The sequence below is a fragment of the Lacisediminihabitans sp. genome (genome assembly GCF_036569425.1).
Taxonomy (GTDB): domain Bacteria; phylum Actinomycetota; class Actinomycetes; order Actinomycetales; family Microbacteriaceae; genus Lacisediminihabitans.
Map to the genome: position 1 here is coordinate 1 of NZ_DATCQQ010000021.1, position 20,403 is coordinate 20,403.

Annotated in this window: 16 protein-coding genes; 13 read left to right on the plus strand and 3 right to left on the minus strand. The window is 69.5% G+C overall.

What is annotated here, in order from left to right; genetic code table 11:
• Window positions 1-394 precede the first annotated feature (394 nt).
• The 7 genes from VIM54_RS04050 (at window position 395) to VIM54_RS04080 (ending at window position 6,639) form a co-directional block, all read left to right on the plus strand.
• On the plus strand, window positions 395-754 hold the full coding sequence (locus VIM54_RS04050) for a PLDc N-terminal domain-containing protein (protein WP_331899362.1): 360 nt from the start codon (window positions 395-397) through the stop codon (window positions 752-754).
• A 34-nt stretch (window positions 755-788) separates the two neighbouring features.
• Window positions 789-1,385, plus strand: coding sequence for a mismatch-specific DNA-glycosylase (locus VIM54_RS04055; protein ID WP_331899364.1), 597 nt, complete (start codon window positions 789-791; stop codon window positions 1,383-1,385).
• Between the two features lie 4 nt (window positions 1,386-1,389).
• The gene (locus VIM54_RS04060) at window positions 1,390-2,397 is read left to right on the plus strand and encodes a TIGR03557 family F420-dependent LLM class oxidoreductase (protein ID WP_331899366.1); all 1,008 of its coding nucleotides are present in this window, start codon (window positions 1,390-1,392) and stop codon (window positions 2,395-2,397) included.
• Entirely contained in the window at window positions 2,397-3,149 is a 753-nt protein-coding gene (cofE, locus tag VIM54_RS04065; protein WP_331899412.1) for a coenzyme F420-0:L-glutamate ligase, read from the plus strand. The genes VIM54_RS04060 and cofE overlap by 1 nt, the downstream gene beginning before the upstream one ends.
• Window positions 3,142-3,759 (plus strand): 2-phospho-L-lactate guanylyltransferase, encoded by a 618-nt coding sequence (gene cofC, locus VIM54_RS04070; protein WP_331899367.1) that lies wholly within the window; start codon window positions 3,142-3,144, stop codon window positions 3,757-3,759. The genes cofE and cofC overlap by 8 nt, the downstream gene beginning before the upstream one ends.
• A 374-nt stretch (window positions 3,760-4,133) precedes the next feature.
• A complete protein-coding gene (locus VIM54_RS04075) occupies window positions 4,134-5,549 on the plus strand; it encodes an HNH endonuclease signature motif containing protein (protein ID WP_331899369.1) in 1,416 nt (471 codons plus the stop codon).
• Window positions 5,550-5,577: 28 nt separating this feature from the next.
• Window positions 5,578-6,639: a PrsW family intramembrane metalloprotease gene (locus tag VIM54_RS04080; RefSeq protein WP_331899371.1), complete on the plus strand. Its 1,062-nt coding sequence runs from the start codon at window positions 5,578-5,580 to the stop codon at window positions 6,637-6,639.
• Between the two features lie 128 nt (window positions 6,640-6,767).
• On the opposite strand, the gene VIM54_RS04085 is transcribed toward VIM54_RS04080, so the two are convergent.
• Complete coding sequence (locus VIM54_RS04085; RefSeq protein WP_331899373.1) at window positions 6,768-9,392, minus strand: bifunctional FO biosynthesis protein CofGH; 2,625 nt, start codon at window positions 9,390-9,392, stop codon at window positions 6,768-6,770.
• Window positions 9,393-9,701: 309 nt separating this feature from the next.
• Window positions 9,702-10,685, minus strand: a complete 984-nt coding sequence (gene cofD, locus VIM54_RS04090; protein ID WP_331899375.1) for a 2-phospho-L-lactate transferase — start codon at window positions 10,683-10,685, stop codon at window positions 9,702-9,704.
• A gap of 148 nt (window positions 10,686-10,833) precedes the next feature.
• Between cofD and VIM54_RS04095 the strand changes: the two genes are divergently transcribed.
• From VIM54_RS04095 to VIM54_RS04105, 3 genes are read left to right on the plus strand one after another with little or no spacing between them, the layout of a single operon-like run.
• On the plus strand, window positions 10,834-11,808 hold the full coding sequence (locus VIM54_RS04095; protein WP_331899377.1) for a MoxR family ATPase: 975 nt from the start codon (window positions 10,834-10,836) through the stop codon (window positions 11,806-11,808).
• 7 nt (window positions 11,809-11,815) lie between these two features.
• Entirely contained in the window at window positions 11,816-13,105 is a 1,290-nt protein-coding gene (locus VIM54_RS04100; protein ID WP_331899379.1) for a DUF58 domain-containing protein, read from the plus strand.
• Complete coding sequence (locus tag VIM54_RS04105; protein ID WP_331899381.1) at window positions 13,092-15,350, plus strand: DUF3488 and transglutaminase-like domain-containing protein; 2,259 nt, start codon at window positions 13,092-13,094, stop codon at window positions 15,348-15,350. Before VIM54_RS04100 ends, VIM54_RS04105 begins: the two co-directional genes overlap by 14 nt.
• 137 nt (window positions 15,351-15,487) lie before the next feature.
• Here VIM54_RS04105 and VIM54_RS04110 read toward each other — a convergent pair whose 3' ends face one another.
• Window positions 15,488-16,840: an aminotransferase class I/II-fold pyridoxal phosphate-dependent enzyme gene (locus VIM54_RS04110; protein ID WP_331899382.1), complete on the minus strand. Its 1,353-nt coding sequence runs from the start codon at window positions 16,838-16,840 to the stop codon at window positions 15,488-15,490.
• A gap of 132 nt (window positions 16,841-16,972) precedes the next feature.
• Here VIM54_RS04110 and VIM54_RS04115 point away from each other — a divergent pair, with 132 nt between their 5' ends.
• The 3 genes from VIM54_RS04115 to VIM54_RS04125 all read left to right on the plus strand — a co-directional run bounded on the left by VIM54_RS04115 (window position 16,973) and on the right by VIM54_RS04125 (window position 20,398).
• Window positions 16,973-17,821 carry a nitrilase-related carbon-nitrogen hydrolase gene (locus tag VIM54_RS04115; protein ID WP_331899383.1) on the plus strand — a complete coding sequence of 283 codons (849 nt, stop codon included), beginning with the start codon at window positions 16,973-16,975 and terminating at the stop codon, window positions 17,819-17,821.
• 20 nt (window positions 17,822-17,841) lie between these two features.
• Window positions 17,842-19,290: a dihydropyrimidinase gene (gene hydA / locus VIM54_RS04120; RefSeq protein WP_331899384.1), complete on the plus strand. Its 1,449-nt coding sequence runs from the start codon at window positions 17,842-17,844 to the stop codon at window positions 19,288-19,290.
• A 91-nt stretch (window positions 19,291-19,381) separates the two neighbouring features.
• Window positions 19,382-20,398 carry a TIGR03842 family LLM class F420-dependent oxidoreductase gene (locus VIM54_RS04125; protein WP_331899385.1) on the plus strand — a complete coding sequence of 339 codons (1,017 nt, stop codon included), beginning with the start codon at window positions 19,382-19,384 and terminating at the stop codon, window positions 20,396-20,398.
• Window positions 20,399-20,403 lie beyond the last annotated feature (5 nt).

The following is a 20,403-nucleotide window of genomic DNA, read 5'->3' on the forward strand; positions in this document are numbered from 1 at the left end:
GGGAGCCGCTCCGAGAGCGGCGGGTGGGACGGCGCGTCGGTGACAGGCCGTGCGGGGTGGTGGACCCGAGCAGGCACGACTGTGTTCGCCGTTTTGGGGCCTGCCGGGTCGGGCTTCGAGAGCGTCACCACCGTAGGGACCGGTGGCGGACTGTGCTTCCGGGGAAGCGGCGCTAGCCGATCAGGCGGTGGGGACGCCGACGAAGCCGGCGGGGATACGGGACATTCCCGGAATATCTGTGATGTACACGCTGGCCTCCTTTCGACGATGGCGCTTGATTACCGTACCGGCAGGAGCGATCGGGGCGCAAGGAAAAAATCGATCAATCGAACACTCGTCGGATTCAGACCGATCGAGTCTCGTCTTCGGCCCCGGTATTCCCTAAGATCGCCTCATGTACCTCGTCTTCTCCCTCGTGGTCCTTGGGCTCGTGATCGGCGCCCTCGTCGACATCATCACCTCCGACCAGGGGCGCATCCGGCACCTCGACAAGACGCTGTGGCTGTTGATCGTGATCCTGTTGCCGCTCGTCGGCTCGATCCTCTGGTTCGCCATCGGGAGGGAACGTCCCCAGCAGACCGTCGACCGAGGGAGCTTCGGCGACCCGCGGCGGCGGGAGGCGCCGGCGCCGATCGCCAGCAGCAGCACCGAGCGCGAACTCGAGGCGCTCGAGCGGGAGATCCGCGACCACGAGAACGAGGACCGCATCCGAAGGCTCGAGGCCGAGTTGCGCGCGAGGGACGTCGAGGGCTGACTCTCCCGCCGGGGGCGTGCCGTAGGGTGCAGGGGTGGGATTCGCTGCGGCCGAACTGGACGCCTTCCGCGGACGGACGCTGCCCGATCTTGTCGGGCCCGGCATCCGCCTGCTCTTCGTCGGCATCAACCCCGGCCTGCGCACCGCGGCCGTGCAGGCTCACTTCGGCAGGCGCGGCAACCGTTTCTACCCGGCGCTCCTCCGCGCGGGCATCGTCGACCGGCTGATCGACGCCTCGGAGGGACTGGATCCGGGCGACCGCGAGCACCTGATAGCCAGGGGAGTCGGCATCACGAGCCTCGTGCCGGGCGCGACGCGGCGAGCAGACGAACTGGACGACGAGCAGCTGAAGGCCGGGGCGGAGGCCCTTGCGGACCGCGTGGCGAGCCTTCGGCCGGCGGCGGTCGCGATGCTCGGCATCACCGCCTATCGCATCGCCTTCGATCGCCGCAAGGCCCTCGTCGGTCGGCAGCCGGAGACGATCGGCGGCGCCCAGCTGTGGGTGGTGCCGAATCCGAGCGGGCTGAACGCCCACTCCACGCTCGCCGACCTGGGCGACGCCTATCGCGAGGTCGCGGTGGCCGCCGGGATCCCCGTCTTCGCCAGGGCCTCGCCCGGCACGCGAGAATAGAGGCATGCCCCCCACCTCGCCCCACATCGGCTACGCCGCCATGCTGGAGCAGTTCCACCCCACCGAGATCATCGAGCTGAGCAACCACGCCGAGCAGAGCGGTTTCGCCGGCATCATGGCGGCCGACCGTTTCCAGCCGTGGGTGCCGCGGCAGGGGCATGCGAGCTTCGTCTGGAACGTGCTCGGCGCCCTCGGGCAGACCACCTCAGGGGACCTCGGGACCGGTATGACCGTGCCGACCTTTCGCTGGCATCCGGCCATGGTCGCCCAGGCGAGTGCCACGCTCGCGGCCATGTATCCTGGGCGGCACTGGCTCGGCATCGGCTCGGGGGAGGCGATCGACGAGCATGTCACCGGCGCGTACTGGCCCGAGACCGCCGAGCGCATCAACCGCATGTTCGAGGCCGTCGATGTGATCAACAAGCTCTTCACCGCCTCCGCCGCCGGTCGGGATGCCAAGCATTCCGGCACCTTCTTCAAGCTCGAGTCGTCCAGGCTGTGGACGATGCCGGCCGCACCGCCCCCGATCCTGGTGGCCACCTCGGGACCGGTCACGGCCAAGCGCGCGGGCCGCGTGGTCGATGGACTCATCGTCGACGGCGCACCGATCGACAAGATCGCCGCGCTCCTCGCCCGCTTCGACGAGGGAGCGCGGGAGGTCGGCAAGGACCCGTCCCGGAGCCTCAAGGTGTTGCGCCTGCACCTCAGCTGGGCCCCCACCGCCGACGAGGCCATGACCAACGCGATCACCGAGTGGCCGAACGGCGGGATGCGGTTCCCGCGCTCCGACATCCGCTCGCCGTTCGAGTTCGAGCAGCTCGCCCGGCTCGTGCGAGCGGAGGACTTCGAGGGCCGGATGCTCGTGTCCGAGCAGCCGGACGCCCATCGCGCGCACATCCAGCGCTACCTCGATCTCGGCTTCGACCGCATCTACCTGCACAACGCGGGCCGCAACCAGCGCGAGTGGATCGACGTCTTCGCCCGCGACGTGCTGCCGGCGCTCACCCGATGATGCTCACCGTCTTCGCCCTCCACGGGATTCCCGAGATCGTCTCCGGCGACGACCTCGCCTCGATCATCGGCGACGCCGCCGGCGGCCGTCTGCAGGACGGCGACATCCTCGCCGTCACGTCGAAGGTCGTGTCGAAGGCCGAGGGCCGCATGATCTCCGCGGCCGACCGGGAGCAGGCCATCACGGACGAGACCGTGCGTGTCGTGGCCACGCGCGCCTACCCCGGCGGGGTCACCCGCATCGTGGAGAACCGTCTCGGCGTCGTGGGAGCCGCGGCCGGCGTCGACGCCTCGAACACCCCGGACGGCACCGTCTTGCTGCTCCCGGTGGACCCGGATGACTCGGCCGGCGTCATCCGCGCCGCCCTGTCTGCACGCTTCGGGTTCCGACTCGGCGTGATCATCACCGACACGCTCGGCCGAGCCTGGCGCGAGGGCCAGACCGATGTCGCAATCGGTGCAAGCGGGGTCGTGGTGCTCGAGGATCTGCGCGGCTCGACCGACACGCAGGGCCGATCGCTCGAGGTCACCCTGCCCGCGGTGGGCGACGAGATCGCGGCGGCGGCCGACCTCGTCAAGAGAAAGGCGTCGGGGCTGCCGGTGGCCGTCGTGCGGGGGATGGCGCACCTGCTCGATGCGGCGGCGCCGGGCGCCCGGGTACTGGTTCGACCGTCGGAGAAGGACATGTTCCGGCTGGGCACGGAGGAGGCCTGGCGGGAGGGCTTCGAGGCGGGGCGCGCCTCGCGTGAGTGACTGGTGGCTCGTCGTCCCGGTGAAGGGCACGGTGGAGGCGAAGTCCCGGTTCGGCGGGTCGCCGGGTGCGCATGCACCGCTCGCGCGGGCGATCGCCCTCGACACCGTGGAGGCCGCGCTCGCCGCCCCGGGAGTGCTGGGGGTGCTCGTGGTGACATCGGCCGAGGCATCCGCCGACTTCGCAGGGATCGGCGCGACAGTCATCGTCGAGGCGGGGCCGCCCGGACTGACCTCGGCGATCGACCAGGGCATCGAAACGGCGACGGCCCGGTCCGCGCCGGGAGACGGGGTCGCGGTGCTGCTCGGCGACCTGCCGGCACTCACCGCGGAGGAACTCGGGCGCGCCCTCGAGCTCGCGGCCGCCCGTCCGCTGGCGATGGTGGCGGACGCGGCAGGCACGGGCACCACCCTCACCACGGCGGTCCGGCCGGCGGTGCACGCGCCGGCCTTCGGCATCGGATCGGCGGCCGCGCATGCCGCCGCGGGGTATGTCGTGCTGCCCGCCGAGGCCGATTCGGGGTTGCGGCGGGACGTCGACACGCTCGAGGAGCTTCGGGAGTTGGCCGGTCGACTTGGCGCGCGGACGGCGGCGGCCTTCCGCGCGATGTGAGGCGGGTCCCCACCGGGCCTCCATCTCCTGCCGCCTGATTCGCTCGTCTGGATAATGGGGCGTGGTGGTGTGCGCCGTGCTTGGCTCCCGGCCGCGCTCCGGCCGCGCTCCGGCCGCGCTCCGGCCGCGCTCCCGCCTGCGCACCGGCATGTCCTCCGGCTGCGCTCCGGCCGCGCTCCCGCCTGTCCTCCCGTCCATCCTCCCGCCTGCCCGCCCGTCCTCCCGCCTGCCCACCCAGTCTCCGCGTCCTGTCCGTTTGGTCCCCTCTCCCTCCCCGTGTGCTCTCTTCTCCTCCCCAGCCCGCGACAGTTTTTCTTGTCCACAGATTGCCTGCAAAGCTTCGAATATATGTTCGAATCTGCGAAAATGGGTTCATGTCCAATTCCGCCGAAGCCCTGCACAAAACGGTCGCCACCGTTGTCCGTGTGGCGTCGTCGATCGCCGCGGTCTCGCTGCTCAGCGACGATGAACTGCTCGGCGCCCAGGAGGCCTATGCCACCCTGCTCCGAGCGGCCCAGCCCTACGGGGCGCGGGTCGCGTCGGAGATCGCGCGCCGTTCGCGTCATGAACTCGGTTTCGAGGGACTCGCCAAGCGAAAGGGATTCCTCGACGCCCACGCGCTCATCCAGTCGATGACCGGGGGGACCCGGGTGGAAGCCGCCCAGCTCGTGACAGTCGGCGTGATGATGGCCGAGCTCGCCGACGCGTCGGCTGCGCTCGCCACGGATGGTTCGATCGAGCCGGCACTTGCGCCCTGGCACGCACCGATTGTGGAGGCGGTCGAACGCGGGGAGCTGAGCCTTGCCTCCGCGCACTCCATCGGCCTGGGGCTCGGATCCCTGGATGGTGTCATCGCGGCGGAGTCGCTGACGCAGTCAGCCCTCGCCCTCATCGCCGACTCGCCGGGTGCCAGCGCCGATCGGATGCAGCGGAACGCCAGGGCCCTCCGCGACGCGCTCGACGCGGAGGCAATCGCACGCCGGGAGAAGGAGCGACGCGAACTCCAGTACTTCTCCGCCCGGCGGCGAGCAGACGGCATGGTCGTCGGGAGTTTCGCCTTCGCGGATGAGGACGGGGCACTGCTGCTTGCCGCGTACGATTCGGCGACGAGTCCGAAACGAGGTGGGCCGCGGTTCGTGGCCGCCGGCGAGCGCCAGCGGGCGGAGGGCGTCGCCGCCGACCCGCGAACTCCCGGGCAGATCGCGGCTGAGGCGATTATCGGCCTGCTCCGGATCGGAATTGACGCCGATCCGCAGAGGATCCTTGGCGGCCGGCTTCCCGCCGTGCGGGTGATCGTGTCGGAGGTGGTGCTCAGCGAACGGCACGGCCACGGGGCGATTGAGGGAGCCTCCGATCCGGTCTCCCTCGAGACCGTCGAGCGACACCTCTGCTCGAGCGGCATTGTCGGCGTCCTGTTTGACGACGCGGGGCAGTGCGTCAACGTCGGCCGGGACCAGCGCACGTTCACCGAGCGACAACGCGTCGGAATGGCGGTCAGGGACGGCGGATGTCGCGACCCCGGCTGCGATCGGCCGCCATCCTGGTGCGAGGCGCACCACATCGACTACTGGGCGAGGGACGGCGGGCGCACCGACATCGCGGACGGCATCCTCCTCTGCCGCACGCATCACATGCTCTACCACGACAACGGTTGGCGAATCGAGCGAGACGGTGGTGAGTACTGGCTCGTACCGCCGCCCGACGTCGATCCGAATCGGGTGCGGCGGCCCATGCCGAGCAAGTCGGCGGCGATCTGCGCGATGGCGGCCGTGCGGCACGCCGGGGCATGAAGCCCGCTGCGGCCGGTAGCATTCGAACGTGACTGACAACACCTCAACAACTGAAGAGCCGGGCTCCTCGTCACCGGCGGCGGGGGAGTCGTCGCGCGGGGCCGCCGCGAGCGCCATCGCCGATGCCGCGACTCACGGGCGGCCGGGGGCCACCGAAGCGCCCGCTCGAAAGTGGCTGGGCCCGCGAGGCGGGCTGTGGATGTCGCTCGGCGGGGGAGTGCTCCTCGCCGGACTGCTCATCGCGGGCGCACTGATCGGCATTCGAGGCCACGACCTGCCCACCGAGCCGGTGATTCTCGGTGCGCTACTCGTGTCGGCCGGCCTCCTGTACACCCTTGCCCATCGGCTGAGGCCATCCGACGGACTCAGCGTTGCGCGACTACTCGGCGCGTTCGGAGTCGCGGCGCTAGTCACCACCGCCGTCGCGGGGACGATCAACGAATTGACCGCCCTCAGTGCGGCGCAGTCGACCTCGCTACCCGGATTCGGCAGGACCGGGCTCGGCATCACGTCCACGCTGTTCGCCGGCCCGGTCGAAGAAACGCTCAAGGCTCTGACGGTGCTCGTCTTTGGACTCCGGCTACCGGTCAAAACCTTCCGAACGGGCATGTTCGTGGGAGGAGCGGTCGGCCTGGGATTCGCGTCGATGGAGAACATCCAATATCTGGCCAGCCTGTGGGAGCATCCCATCTACTCGCTGCCGCCGGTCGGGTCGCTCGTGCTCGCGACCGCGATGAGATCGCTCATCACGCCGTTCCTTCACCCGATCCTCACGGCGCTGGTCGGCGGCGCCCTGTTCGCCGCGACCAGAGCCGGACGCTTCGGGCTCTCTGCGAACTTCATCGGAATCTTCCTGGCCGCCGTCGGCATCCACAGCCTCTGGGATTCGATACCCGTCGGGTTCCTCGCGCTGAGGGGGCGCGTGCCGGTAGCCGAACTCGGTGGGCTGGCGTTGCTCGGCCTCGTGCTGCTGCTCGCGATCGTCATCGGACTGCCGCTGCTCTGGCGGGCCTTCGCCCGAAGCGCCAATGCGAGCGCGGGGATCGTATCGCCAAAAACGGCCGCCGAGGAAGAGCCGCCGGACTCGTGAGGGGCGGGTATCCGCCCGCACGCTCGCCGGCCCCTCCGAAGAGTGGACCGCCCAAGACAGGCCCAGGACCCAGGGTCAAGGCCCAGGCCGAGGCCCAGGGTCAGGGTCAGCGGGAGTTGACCACGTGGTCAGCGCGAATTGACCACGTCCAGCGGCAACAGCCGAAGCGACTTTCCCGTCGACGCATAGCCGGTGGACGCGTTCTGGCGCGCGATCTCCCGCCGCTCCGCCGACGGCTCGCCGTACGTCGTCGTGCGCTGGTAGGCCTCGCGTCCGATCGCCGACGTGAGCTCCTCGAGCTCGTCCACGGTCTTCTCCGAACCGTTGTCGGCTCCGGCCATGCGGCTGATCGTCTCCTCCATGAGGGTGCCGCCCACATCATCCGCCCCGCCCTGCAGCATGAGTTGGGTGCCCTCCGTGCCGAGCTTCACCCAAGAGGTCTGGATGTGGTCGATGCGGCCGTGCAGCATGAGGCGCGCGACCGCGTGCACAGCCCGATTCTCCTGGGCGGTCGGGCCCGGGCGGGCGACCCCGGCGAGATATACCGGTGAGTTCATATGAACGAACGGCAGGAGCACGAACTCGGTGAACCCGCCCGTGTCGTCCTGCACGCGGGAGAGGGTACGCAGGTGCCCGACCCAGTGGGTGGGGTTGTCGACGTGGCCGTACATCATGGTGGAGCTCGAGCGGATGCCGAGGCTGTGCGCCGTGGACACGATGTCGATCCAGGCGGCGGTCGGCAGCTTTCCCTTGGTGAGCACCCAGCGCACCTCGTCGTCGAGGATCTCGGCAGCGGTTCCCGGGATCGTGTCGAGTCCGGCCGCCTGCGCCTCGAGCAGGAAGTCCCGGTAGCTGAGGCCGGTGCGAGCCGCCCCGTTCACGATCTCCATCGGGCTGAAGGCGTGCAGGTGGATCCCGGGCTGGCGCGCCTTCACCTGGCGGGCGAGGTCGAAGTAGGCGGTGCCCGGCAGGTCGGGATGGATGCCGCCCTGCATGCAGATCTCCGTCGCCCCGATGTTCCAGGCCTCGTCCACGCGGTCGCCGACCTGCTTCATGGAGAGAGTGAACGCGTCGGCGTCGGTCTTGCGCTGCGCGAAGGCGCAGAAGCGACAGCCGGTGTAGCAGACGTTGGTGAAGTTGATGTTGCGGTTGACGACGTAGCCGACGCGGTCGCCGACCGTGTCGTGGCGCACCCGATCGGCGAGGCCGGCGAGCGCATCCAGGTCCTGCCCCTCGGCGCCGAGCAGCGCGACGTACTCGGCGTCGCTGAGCCCCGCTGGCTCGGTCTCGGCACGGGACAGCGCCGCGCGCACGGCGGGGTCGCCCGAGTGGCCGGCCGCTCGTCGGGTGTCGCCGACGGTCTCGCGCAGCTCCGACCAGTCGCCGTAGACGTCCTCGAAGTCGCTGCGCCGATCGGTCGAGCGGCCCTCGGTGTCGATCTCGGTGTGCAGGTTGACCCGGCCGGAACCGATCCACTCGGGGTCCGGCTCCTGCCACGGCAGCCCGACCGGCACGCGACCCTCGACCGCGAGTCCGTCCGGGGTGGCGAGGGCGCGGATGTGGGGGAGCAGCCGCGGGTCGAGCCACGGCTCCTCGGCGCGAACGTAGTGCGGGTGCACGGTGAGGCGCTCGCTTAGGGTGTAGCCCGCGGCATCCGTGAGCCTCGCGAGCTCGTCGATGTTCGGCCATGGACGCTCGGGGTTGACGTGGTCGGGGGTGAGCGGGCTGACGCCGCCCCAGTCGTCGATGCCGGCGCGCACGAGCAGGGCCAGCTCGTTCTCGTCCGTGAGGTTCGGCGGCGCCTGGAGGCGGGCTCCCGGCCCGAGCACGATGCGCGACACGGCCACCGCGGCGATATATTCCTCTACCGGCAAGTCTTCGCGCCGCATCATCGCGGTCGACATCTTCGATCGGAAGTTCTGGATGATGACTTCCTGGATGTGCCCGTGGCGCCTGCTCGCGGCGCGGATCGCGAACAGCCCGTCGACTCGTTCGGCGTAGGTCTCACCGATGCCGAGGAGCAGTCCGGTCGTGAATGGCACGTTGCTGCGACCGGCGTCCTCGATCACCCGCAGGCGGATGGCTGGGTCCTTGTCTGGCGATCCGTAATGGGCCTGGCCCTTCTCGGTGAAGAGCCGTGTCGAGGTGGTCTCGAGCATCATGCCCATCGACGGCGAGACGGGCTTGAGGCGCTGGATCTCCTCCCACGTCATGACGCCGGGGTTCATGTGCACGAGGAGGCCGGTCTCCTCGAGGATGCGCACGGCCATCGCCCGCAGGTAGGCGATCGTCGAGTCGTAGCCGTTCGCGTCCAGCCACTCTCGCGCCTCCGGCCAGCGCGCCTCCGGCCGGTCACCGAGGGTGAAGAGCACCTCCTTGCAGCCGAGGGCCGCGCCGTTTCGGGCCACCTCGAGGATCTCGTCCGGCGACATGAACATCGCCTTGCCCTGGGCCTTGAGCTGCGCAGGAGTCTTCACGAAGGCGCAGTAGTGGCAGCGGTCCTGGCAGAGGTGGGTGACCGGGATGAAGACTTTGCGCGAGTAGGTGATCACCCCAGGGCGCCCCGCCCGCTCCAGCCCGGCATCACGCACGCGCCCGGCGGCCACCAGCAGGCGTTCGAGGTCGGCGCCGCGGGCGTGCAGCAGGGTCTCGGCCTCGGTCGCGTCGATCGTCACGCCGGTCTCGGCGCGCTTGAGGGCGCGGCTGATGGCGGATGCGGTGGGGACGAAGGCTTCTTCACTGAATTCCGGCATGGCTCAACGTTTCTCGATCGAAAAGAAAGAGCCCAAAGCCGGGCGCGAAACCAGATTCGCCGCCAGTCTAACGCCGGCATGTTTCGGGCGGGCAACGTGGGCGGTGTGCGCGCCGCCGCTGCCACCCACGCGCTGCCACCTGCGTTTCTCCGGAGGCGCTGCCACCTGCGTTTCTCCGGAGGATCGCGACTCAGCGGGTGAATATAGGGCGTTTCGGACCCGATACGGCGGGCGGGGAACCAAACCTCCGGAGAAGCGTTAATGTGCCGGTGGTGGCGGGCGACGGTGGTGCCGGCGCGGCGGCCGGGACTACCGGGTGGCGAACGCGAGGGCGTCCGCGGCGAGGCGGGCGCTCGACTCCGGGTCGCGCATCCAGAGCGGCACGGCGGTCGCGCGGATGCCGGCGGCCTCGATTGCGGGAACTGCGGCGGCATCCGTCTGGTCAACGAGCCAGGCGTCGAGCAGGCCGCCGGCCGACCGCGCGCCGTAGTGCGCCGCGACGGCCTCGGCGGAGGTGGCCACGCCGATTGCCGACAGGCACGCATCCGCCATGCCGCGCACGACGGCGCCCGCGATGATCGGCGAGACACCGACGACTGGCGCGTGCGCCGCGGCGATGGCCTCGCGGATGCCCGGGATGCTGAGAACGGTGCCGATTGAGACGACGGGATTCGACGGCGCGATGAGGATCACGTCCGCTGCGTCGATCGCGTCGAGCACGCCGGGCGCAGGGCTGGCGGCCTCGACCCGGTGCTGCACGAACGCGCGGGCGGGAAGCGCTGCCCGATGCCGGGTCCACCACTCCTGGAAGTGCATCGACGTGCTGGCGTCGTCGACCACGACGTGTGTCTCGACCTCGTCGTCCGTCACCGGCAGGAGCGTCGCGCCGAGGTCCCAGCGGGAGGTGATGCGCCGGGTCGCCTCGCTCAGCGGCAAGCCGTCCCGCAGAAGCGACGTGCGGGCGAGGTGCGTGCCGAGGTCGAGGTCGCCGAGGGTGAACCACGGCCAGCCGACGCCATACGCGCGAAGCTCGGCGCTCACCCGCTCGGTCTCGCCGATGCGGCCCCAGCCGCGCTCCTCGTCGTTCTCCCCGGCGAGTGTGTACATGATGGAGTCGAGGTCGGGGGCGATTCGCACTCCGGTGAGCCACATGTCGTCACCGGTGTTCACGATCGCGGTGAGCTCGGCGGTTGAGGCGCCTGCCCCGTCGGGGAAGGCGGACCGCACGTGCTGGCGCAGTCCGCGGATGAAGCGGGCGCCGCCGACGCCTCCGGAGAGCACGGTAATTTTCACGGTTCAACGCTAGCGGCTGTCCCGACGAGATTCGGGCCGCGGGCGCACGGCAGATTCCCAGCCGCAATTCAGCGGTCCATCTGGCAGACTCACGAGAGGTACTCCAAACGCTTTGCGAAGGTCAACGGTGAACAACACGAGCGACGCCATGGCACTCGACGATTTCTATCGAAACTGTGCCGAGATCATCCGTCGAGTCGAGACCGTGATCGACGGCAAGCGCGAGGCCGTCCAGATGGCCCTCACCGCGCTTCTCGCCGAGGGACACGTGCTGATCGAGGACGTTCCGGGCGTCGGCAAGACCATGCTGGCCCGGGCGCTTGCCAAGTCTGTCGACTGCACGGTCAACCGCATCCAGTTCACCCCCGACCTGCTCCCGTCCGACATCACCGGCGTCTCCATCTACAACCAGGCGGAGCGCGAGTTCGAGTTCAAGCCCGGGCCGATCTTCGCGAACATCGTGATCGGCGACGAGATCAACCGCGCGAGCCCGAAGACCCAGTCGGCGCTGCTTGAGAGCATGGAGGAGGGCCAGGTGACCGTCGACGGCACGACCTCGATCCTCGCCTCGCCGTTCACGGTCATCGCGACCCAGAACCCGGTCGAGATGGAGGGCACCTATCCACTGCCCGAGGCGCAGCGCGACCGCTTCATGATGCGCATCTCGATGGGCTACCCCGACGAGGCCGCCGAACTGGCGATGCTCCGCCGGAGAGAGTCGTCGAGCCCGCTCGACGACCTCGAACCGGTCGTGAGCACGGTGCAGCTGATCGCCATGATCGAGACCGTGCGGGGGGTGTTCGTGTCATGGGCGGTCGAGCAGTACGCGGTGAGCATCGCCCAGGCGACGCGACGCGACGAGGACCTGAGGCTCGGCGCGAGTCCGCGGGCGACGCTCCAGCTCGTGCGCGCGGCGAAGGCCCGCGCCGCCCTCGACGGCCGCGAGTTCGTACTTCCCGACGACATCGACGCCCTAGCCATCCCGGTGCTCAGCCACCGTCTCATCCCCACCAACCGGGTCTCCGGCAGGGGCAACCCGTTCGACCCGGGCGCGGTCTCCGAGATCATCGCCCGCATCGTGGGGGCGACGCCGGTGCCGCTCGGTGTAGTGGGGCCGGCCTGACCTCGCCATGTCCAGCCGCTGGCGCCGACGGCGCTCCTCGCGCACCGCGCGACTGACCAGACGCGGGGTCGTACTGCTCGTCCTCGGCATCGCCGCCCTGCCACTCGCCTACTGGTTGGGACGGCGGGAGCTGCTCTACCTCGGCAGCTTCCTCGTGTTACTGCCGCTCGTTGCCGTCGCCTTCGTGCGCTGGCGGAGGGTGCGGATGTCGGTGCGCCGAACGTTCGCCCCGCGCGTCGTGAGTGCCGGTCATCCGACCGTCGTGCACCTGGACATCGAGAACCAGGCCACCATTCCGACCATGGAGGTCGCCTGGCGCGACACCTGGCCGTGGCGGCCGTTCTCCTCCCAGCCCGGCCGGCTCGGTGCGCTCAAGCCGCGCGGACCACGGTTCGCCGGACGCGGCAACTCGGCCCGCATGAAGTACGAGCTCGTGCCCCCGATTCGCGGAGCCTTCCCGGTGGGGCCGATGCTCGTCGACTTCGCCGACCCATTCGGCCTCGCGACCGGCGAGGCCGTCGCCGGCACATCACAGACGCTGATCGTGGCCCCGGATGTGGTGGCCCTGCCAGACAACGTCGTGTCGATCGCGGCCGACGAGGGGCCGACGCGCACGCTCCAGCGGAGGGCGCTCGGCGGCGAAGACGATCTCATGACCCGGGAGTACCGACGCGGGGATGCCCTCCGGCGTGTGCACTGGCGCGCATCCGCCCACCACGGCGAGCTCATGGTGCGGCAGGAGGAGCAGCGCAGCCACGCGGAGGCGCGCATCGTGCTGGAGACCCGCCGCGTCCGCTACCGCGACGCCGACTTTCCGCGCGAGGTCGACCAGCCGGAGAGCGAGTCCTTCGAGCGGGCAGTTTCCCTGATCGCCTCGGTCGGGTTGCACCTCCTGCGCAGCGGGTTCGTCGTGCGCGTGATCGAGACCGGGCCGGTGCAGCTCGCGCCGCTCGACCGGCCGAACGAGTTCCTCGAGAGCCTCGCCGTCGTGCGGCTCGTCGACGACGCGACCTCGGACCTCACCCTCCTGAGCGGGGTCGACCGACCGGACCGCTCGCAGGGCTCCATCTTCGCGGTGCTCTCGGATGCCGACCAGCAGCTCGTCGACCGTCTCGTCACCCAACGCCACTCGTTCGATCTCGCCGTGGCCTTCCTGATCTCGCCCCGCCAGCTGGCGCTGGCCGGTGTCCTGCGGGCGGGCGGCTGGATCTGCATCCCGGTGGCCGTAGGCGAACCGATCGAGTCCGTTTGGCGCGCGGTCGGCGCGGCCCAGGAGGCGAGCCGTGCACGCGGTTAGCACGGCGAGCAGGCTCGGCCCCACCGCCACCATTCCCACCGGCTTCGGCCGGGATCGCGCGGCGAGGGTGACCGGCGCGCTCCTCCTCGCGGTGATCGCCACCATCACCGGGCTGCACGTGATTCTCGAGGGTGCGCTCTGGTGGATCCAGCTGGTGCTGCTCAGCATGCTCGTGCTCGGATCGGCGGCCGGCGCACGCTACATCACGAGGCGCCGATGGGTGCCGCCGCTCGTGTCGCTGCTCGTGCTCGGGGGCGCGCTGACACTGTTCTTCGCCGCCGGCACCGCCTTTCTCGGGGTCGTGCCGACCGGCGACTCGTTCGAGCGGTTCCGCGAGCTGACCGACGCGGCCGGAGTGTCGATCAACCGACAGTCCCTGCCCGCCGTGGCGAACATTCCGATCACCTTCCTGCTCTGCGCCGGTGTCGGTGCGATCGTGTGGATCGCCGACCTGCTCGCCCTCACCCTGCGTTCGCCGGCGCTCGCCGGCATCCCGCTCGCCGTGCTCCTCGCGGTGCCGAGCGTCGTGTCGATCGACTCCACCGATCCGCTGTTGTTCGTTGCCGCGGCCCTCGCGTTTCTGCTGCTCCTGCGCAGCGCCGTGCCGCTGCGGCTGACCCGCGCGACCGTGTCCCTCGCAGCCGCGATCATCGTCGGCACGATGGTGCTGCCGCTAGTGCTGCCCGCGATTACCCCGGCCGAGGAGATCGGATCGGGGTTCAGCACCGGAGTGAACCCGGTGCTCTCCCTCGGCGACGACCTGCGCCAGGACATCGAGCACACCGTGCTCGACTACAGCACGAAGTCGGGCGACGGTCACTACCTGAGGCTCGTGAGCCTGGAGAAATTCGTCGGGTCGAGTTGGAGCCCGGACAATTTCTCGGTCAACCGGGGCAACACCACGAACAAGCTGGGGGACGCCCCGGGGCTGTCGCCCGAGGTAAACCGGTCGAACGACACGAGCTACGTCTCCATCAAGTCCCTCACGAGTCCCTGGCTCCCCCTCCCTTACCCCACCACCACGATCAGCGGGCTCCTTGGCGACTGGTACTGGGATCCGCCCGGGCTCGTGGTGCGCAGCCCCAACCAGACCGCAGAGGGCGAGACCTATCGGGCGGTGAGTCTCACGATCTCGCCGACGCCGGCGCAGCTCGAGGCCGCCGGCTCCACCGTGCCGAGCGGCCTCTCGCCGTACCTGGAACTCCCGCCCGACATCCCAGCGGTGATCGGCACGACCGCCCAGGCGGTGGCGGGCGGCGCGCCAAGCAACTACGAGAAGGCGCTCCTGCTGCAGGACTTCTTCCGGATCGGCGACTTCGAATACTCCGAGACCGCCCCGGTGAAGGCCGGCTACGACGGCACCGGCATGAAGGTGGTCGCCGCGTTCCTCAAGGCGAAATCGGGGTACTGCATCCACTTCGCTTCGGCCATGGCGGTCATGGCGCGCAGCCTGGGCATCCCGTCGAGGATCGCGGTCGGCTTTCTGCCTGGATCCCGAACCGGGTTCGACAGTGCGGGCCGCACCACCTTCGAGGTGACCTCCCACGACCTTCACGCCTGGCCGGAGCTGTACTTCGAGGGGATCGGCTGGACCCGTTTCGAGCCGACTCCCGGACGGGGCGACATCCCGAGCTACGCCGACCAGAGCCTGGCCGATGTGCCGATCCCGGTCAATTCGACGCCCGCCTCCGCCGCGCCGTCCGCGGGCCCGCGCCCGTCGTCGTCGGCCTCGGTCAACCCCCTGGATCCCTCTGGCCACAACCGCGCGAATGGCGGTGCGGTCACCGGGCTCACCTCGTGGCTCTGGACGGCGTTCGCGCTGGTGCTGGTGGCGCTGGTGTTCTCCATTCCCGGGCCGGTCAGGGGTCTGCAGCGCCGCCGCCGGGTACGCTCGCTGCGGGCGGGAACGGCCCCGGCCGTCGTCGCGTGGTGCGAGGTTCTGCAGTCGGCGGACGACCTCGGCTACGCGATCCCTCAGACGGCGACGCCGCGCGAGGCGGAGGAGATGCTCGCCACGGATGCGCCGGGGGCGCACCCGGCTATCGGTCGCCTTCGGGTCGCTGTAGAGCGGGAAAGCTACGCGGCGCCGACCGGCGGCGGCGCGTACTCCGGGGCGTCCGGAGACGTGCTCACGGTGGTCGGCGGCCTCCGTTCCACTGCCGGACGCTGGCGGAGGCTGCGGGCGGCCATCGCCCCGAGGTCGCTCTGGACCCGCCTGGCGGCGCGGCTCAATCGCGAGGGCTAGGCGCGAGGGCCAATCGCGAGGGCCAATCGCGAGGACAAGGCGCGAGGGCTGGGCGCGGGGGCTAGGCACGAGGGTTGGTGCGGCAGTTTTGCGCCGCGGTGAGGCGCGAGGGTTGTGCGCGACCGCTCCGTGCGGAACTACGACCACGCCGCCGACGCGAGACTGGCGGCGACGGAGTCGAAGTCGTCGCGAACCAGACCCGCCGTCACGCGCACGAAGTGTCCGCCGGGGGCGGCGAGGCTACCCTGCCCGGCCTGGCCGGCCTGGAACGGGGTGCCGGCCGCCACGCGGATTCCGGCCGCCGCGAGCCGCACGACCGCGGTGCGCTCGTCCGCGACGGGCAGCCAGGTGTTGATGCCGTCGGCGGGGGCGACCGTGAGGCCCTCCCGGCCGAGCGCCTCCGACAGCTTGCGCTGGCGCGCGCGGTAGACGCGGCGCGCGTCGTTCACCTCGGAGACCGAGGTGGAGTCGGTGAGCAGGTCGTGCAGGATCGTCTGCAGCATCCGCGAGGTCCAGCCCGGTCCAAGGATTCGACGCGCCACGAGCTGCTCGATGATCTCGGTGTTGCCGCCGACCGCCGCAATCCGCAGGTCGGGGCCGTGGGACTTGGAGAAGCTGCGGATGTGGATGACCTGGTCGGGAAGCCACGCTCCGAGGCTCACATCCCTCGTCGCCGCGATCTCGCCGGAGTGGTCGTCCTCGATGATGATGGCGTCGCTCGCGTGGCGGCTGCGCATCACGACGCGGGCGAGTTCCTCGGCCCGCGCCTTCGTCAGCGACCGGCCGGTGGGGTTCTGGGCCCGCGGCTGCAGGATGATCACGGTCGGCCGCAGCGTGAGCGCCTCCTCGAGCAGGTCCGGGCGCATCCCGTCGGCGTCGAGCCCGACGGGAACCCGCACGGCGCCGAAGTGGTCGAGCAGGTCGAAGATGGGCGGAAAGCCCGGATCCTCCACCACTACGCGGTCGCCGAAACGAACCGTGATCTCCATCGCGCGGGAGATCGCGTCGAGCGCGCCGTCGACCACGGTCACCGCCTCGACCTCGTGCGACCAGGTCGAGCGCAGGATCGACTCGAGCTCAGGGATCACGGGCTGGTCGAGGTAGCTCACGGTGCCGGCGCGCATCGACACTCGGGAGAGCGCCGGGCCGAGCGCCGGGAGGAGCGCCGGATCCGGGGTTCCGGTGGAGAGGTCGAGCCGCGTGGCCTCGAGCTGGCTGGCGAGGCCCTGGAACCGTGGGGGGAGCCACTTGCGCGGGGTAGCCATCACGAAGCTCCCGCTTCGACCGCGCGAGATGATGAGGCCGACGCTCGACAGCGCCTGCCACGCGTGGCTCACCGTCGCCGGGCTGACTCCGAGGTCGGCGGCGAGTCCCCGCACGGTCGGCAGCCGGTCGCCGGGGGCGAGGTCGCCGGAGGTGATGAGGCGGGCGACCGCCGCGGCGATGCCGTGCGGCGACGCCTCCTCGACGGCTCGCGCGATGGCCGTCACGACACGTCCTTGCGCTCAACCATTGATCTGATTCCGATTCGCCTCTATGTTTACGCCAACGTCACACAGAGAAACATATGGGAAATGTTTACGGCGCACAATAACAAAACGAAGATGGCAATGGAGGCCCCGATGACTGTCGTACGTGCAGCGCTCACCCAAACCACATGGACCGGCGACAAGGAATCCATGATCGCCAAGCACGAACAGTTCGCGCGGGATGCCGCCGCGCAGGGCGCGCAGATCATCTGCTTCCAGGAGCTCTTCTACGGGCCGTACTTCGGAATCATCGAGGACACGAAGTACTACGACTACGCCGAGTCGATCCCCGGCCCGACGGTCGAGCGCTTCCAGGCCCTCGCCAAGGAGCTGAAGCTCGTGATCGTGCTGCCGATCTACGAGGAGGACATGCCGGGCGTGTACTACAACACGGCAGTCGTGATCGACGCCGACGGCACGATGCTCGGCAAGTACCGTAAGCACCACATCCCGAACCTCCCGCAGTTCTGGGAGAAGTTCTACTTCCGCCCCGGCAACCTCGGCTACCCCGTCTTCGACACCGCCGTCGGCAAGGTCGGCGTGTACATCTGCTACGACCGGCACTTCCCGGAGGGGTGGCGCGAGCTCGGCCTGGGCGGCGCGCAGATCGTCTTCAACCCCTCTGCCACCAAGCCCGGCCTCTCCAACCGACTGTGGGAGCTCGAGCAGCCGGCCGCGGCGGCGGCGAACCAGTACTTCATCGGGGCCAACAACCGGATCGGCACGGAGACGGAGGAGTTCGGCGATGACGCCGTCACCTTCTATGGCAGCTCGTACTTCGTCGACCCGCGCGGCAACTTCGTGGGGGATGTCGCGAGCACCGACAGGACCGAGATCGTGATTCGCGACCTCGACCTCGACGTGCTGCGCGAGGTGCGCAACGCCTGGCAGTTCTACCGGGATCGCCGTCCGGAGTCGTACACCGCCACGGTGGCGCCGTAGAGCGGCGGGGGAGAATCGCAATGAAGACCCTGATCAGGAACGGCACGGTCGTCAACTCGACCGGCACAGCCACGGCCGACGTGCTCATCGACGGGGAGACGATCGCCGCGGTGCTCGCTCCCGGTTCGAGCCTGCTCGGCTTCGACGTCGAGGCGAACGTCGACACCGTGATCGACGCGCGCGGCAAGTACGTGATCCCCGGCGGGATCGACGCGCACACGCACATGGAGATGCCGTTCGGCGGCACGAACGCGAGCGACACCTTCGAGACGGGAACGCGCGCCGCCGCGTGGGGCGGCACGACATCCATCGTCGACTTCGTCGTGCAGTACGCGGGCGAGAACATCCTCGACCAGTACCACCTCTGGCACCAGAAGGCCGCGGGCAATTGCGCGATCGACTACGGCTTCCACCAGATCCTCAGCGACGTGCAGGACTCGTCGCTCGTGGCCATGGACGAACTGCTCGCCGAGGGCGTGTCGAGCTTCAAGCTGTTCATGGCATACAAGGGCGTCTTCCTCTCGGATGACGGCCAGATCACCAAGGCAATGCAGAAGGCGGCCACCAACGGCTCGATGATCATGATGCACGCGGAGAACGGCAGCGTGATCGACCTGCTGGTGCAGCAGGCGGTAGCCGCGGGCAACACCTCGCCGCTCTACCACGGCCTCACCCGCCCGTGGCAGGCGGAGGAGGAGGCCACCCACCGCGCCATCATGCTCGCCAACCTCACTGGCGCCCCCCTCTACGTCGTGCACGTGAGCGCCAGGCAGGCCGTCGACCAGATCGCTGCCGCGCGCGACAACGGCCAGAACGTGTTCGGCGAGACCTGCCCCCAGTACCTGTACCTGTCGCTCGAGGAGCAGCTCGGCGCCCAGGGCGAGGAGTGGGGCGACTTCGAGGGCGCCAAGTGGGTGTGCTCCACCCCGCTGCGGTCGCGCAAGGAGGGCCACCAGCACCACATGTGGCAGGCGCTGCGCACCAACGACATCCAGATGGTCTCCACCGACCACTGCCCGTTCTGCATGAAGGGCCAGAAGGATATGGGGCTCGGGGACTTCTCGAAGATTCCGAACGGCATCGGCTCGGTCGAACACCGCATGGACCTGCTCTACCAGGGCGTGGTCGACAAGAAGATCTCGCTCGAGCGCTGGGTGGAGGTGACCTCCACGACCCCCGCCCGCATGTTCGGCATGTACGGCAAGAAGGGCGTGATCCAGCCGGGCGCGGACGGCGACGTCGTGATCTACGACCCCAACGGGCACACGTCGATCGGGATGCCTGAAGCGGGTCGAGCCAAGACCCACCACATGAACATGGACTACTCCGCCTGGGAGGGCTTCGAGATCGACGGGCACGTCGACACCGTGATCTCTCGCGGCAAAGTCATCGTCGACGACAACCGGTACCTCGGAGCGAAGGGCGACGGAAAGTACTTCAAGCGCGGCCTCTCGCAGTACTTGATCTGATGAGAACAACCACTACTGGGGTCGTTGCGTGCAATCGGGGCCGACATGTTGGCACAGATTGCACGCTTCGGCCCGGATCGGCGAACTGACCATGGAATTCGGAGCAGTACTCCAGACCAACCCGCCGGCGTCCCGCACGGTGCATCTCGCCAAGCTCGCGGAGCAGCACGGATTCGAGTACGTGTGGACGTTCGACTCGCACCTGCTCTGGCAGGAGCCGTACGTGATCTACAGCCAGATCCTGGCCGAGACGCACCGGATCAAGGTCGGACCCATGGTCACGAACCCGGCCACGCGCGACTGGACGGTGACGGCCTCCCTCTACGCGACGCTCAACGAGATGTACGGCAACCGCACCATCTGCGGCATCGGGCGCGGCGACTCGGCGGTGCGCGTGACGAACGGGGCGCCGACGACGCTCAAGGCACTGCGCGAGGCGATCCACGTGATCCGCGAACTGTCGAACTCGCGGTCGGTCGAGTACAACGGAGCGCAGCTGCAGTTTCCCTGGAGCCACGGCTCGGAGCTCGAGGTGTGGGTGGCCGCCTACGGTCCGCTCGCCCTCAAGCTCGCCGGGGAGGTGGGGGACGGATTCATCCTGCAGCTCGCCGACCTCGACATCGCGGAGTGGATGATCAAGACCGTTCGCGACGCGGCCGAGAAGGCGGGGCGCGACCCGGCCGCCGTCAAGTTCTGCGTCGCGGCGCCGATGTACATCGGCGACGACTGGACGCACATGCGCGACCAGTGCCGCTGGTTCGGCGGCATGGTCGGCAATCATGTGGCCGACATCGTGGCGAAGTACGGCGAGTCGTCGTCGGTGCCCGCGGCGCTCACCGACTACATCAAGGCGCGTGAGGGCTACGACTACAACCAGCACGGTCGAAGCGGCAACACCCACGCCGCCTTCGTGCCGGACGACATCGTCGACCGGTTCTGCCTGCTCGGCAGCGCGAGCGACCACATTGCCAAGCTCGGCGCGCTCAAGGAGCTCGGCGTCGACCAGTTCGCCGGCTACCTGCAGCACGACAACAAGGAAGAGACGCTTCGGGTGTACGGCGAGACCGTGATGCCGGCCATGCGCGAACAGATCGTGGCCAAGGCGTGACCGGA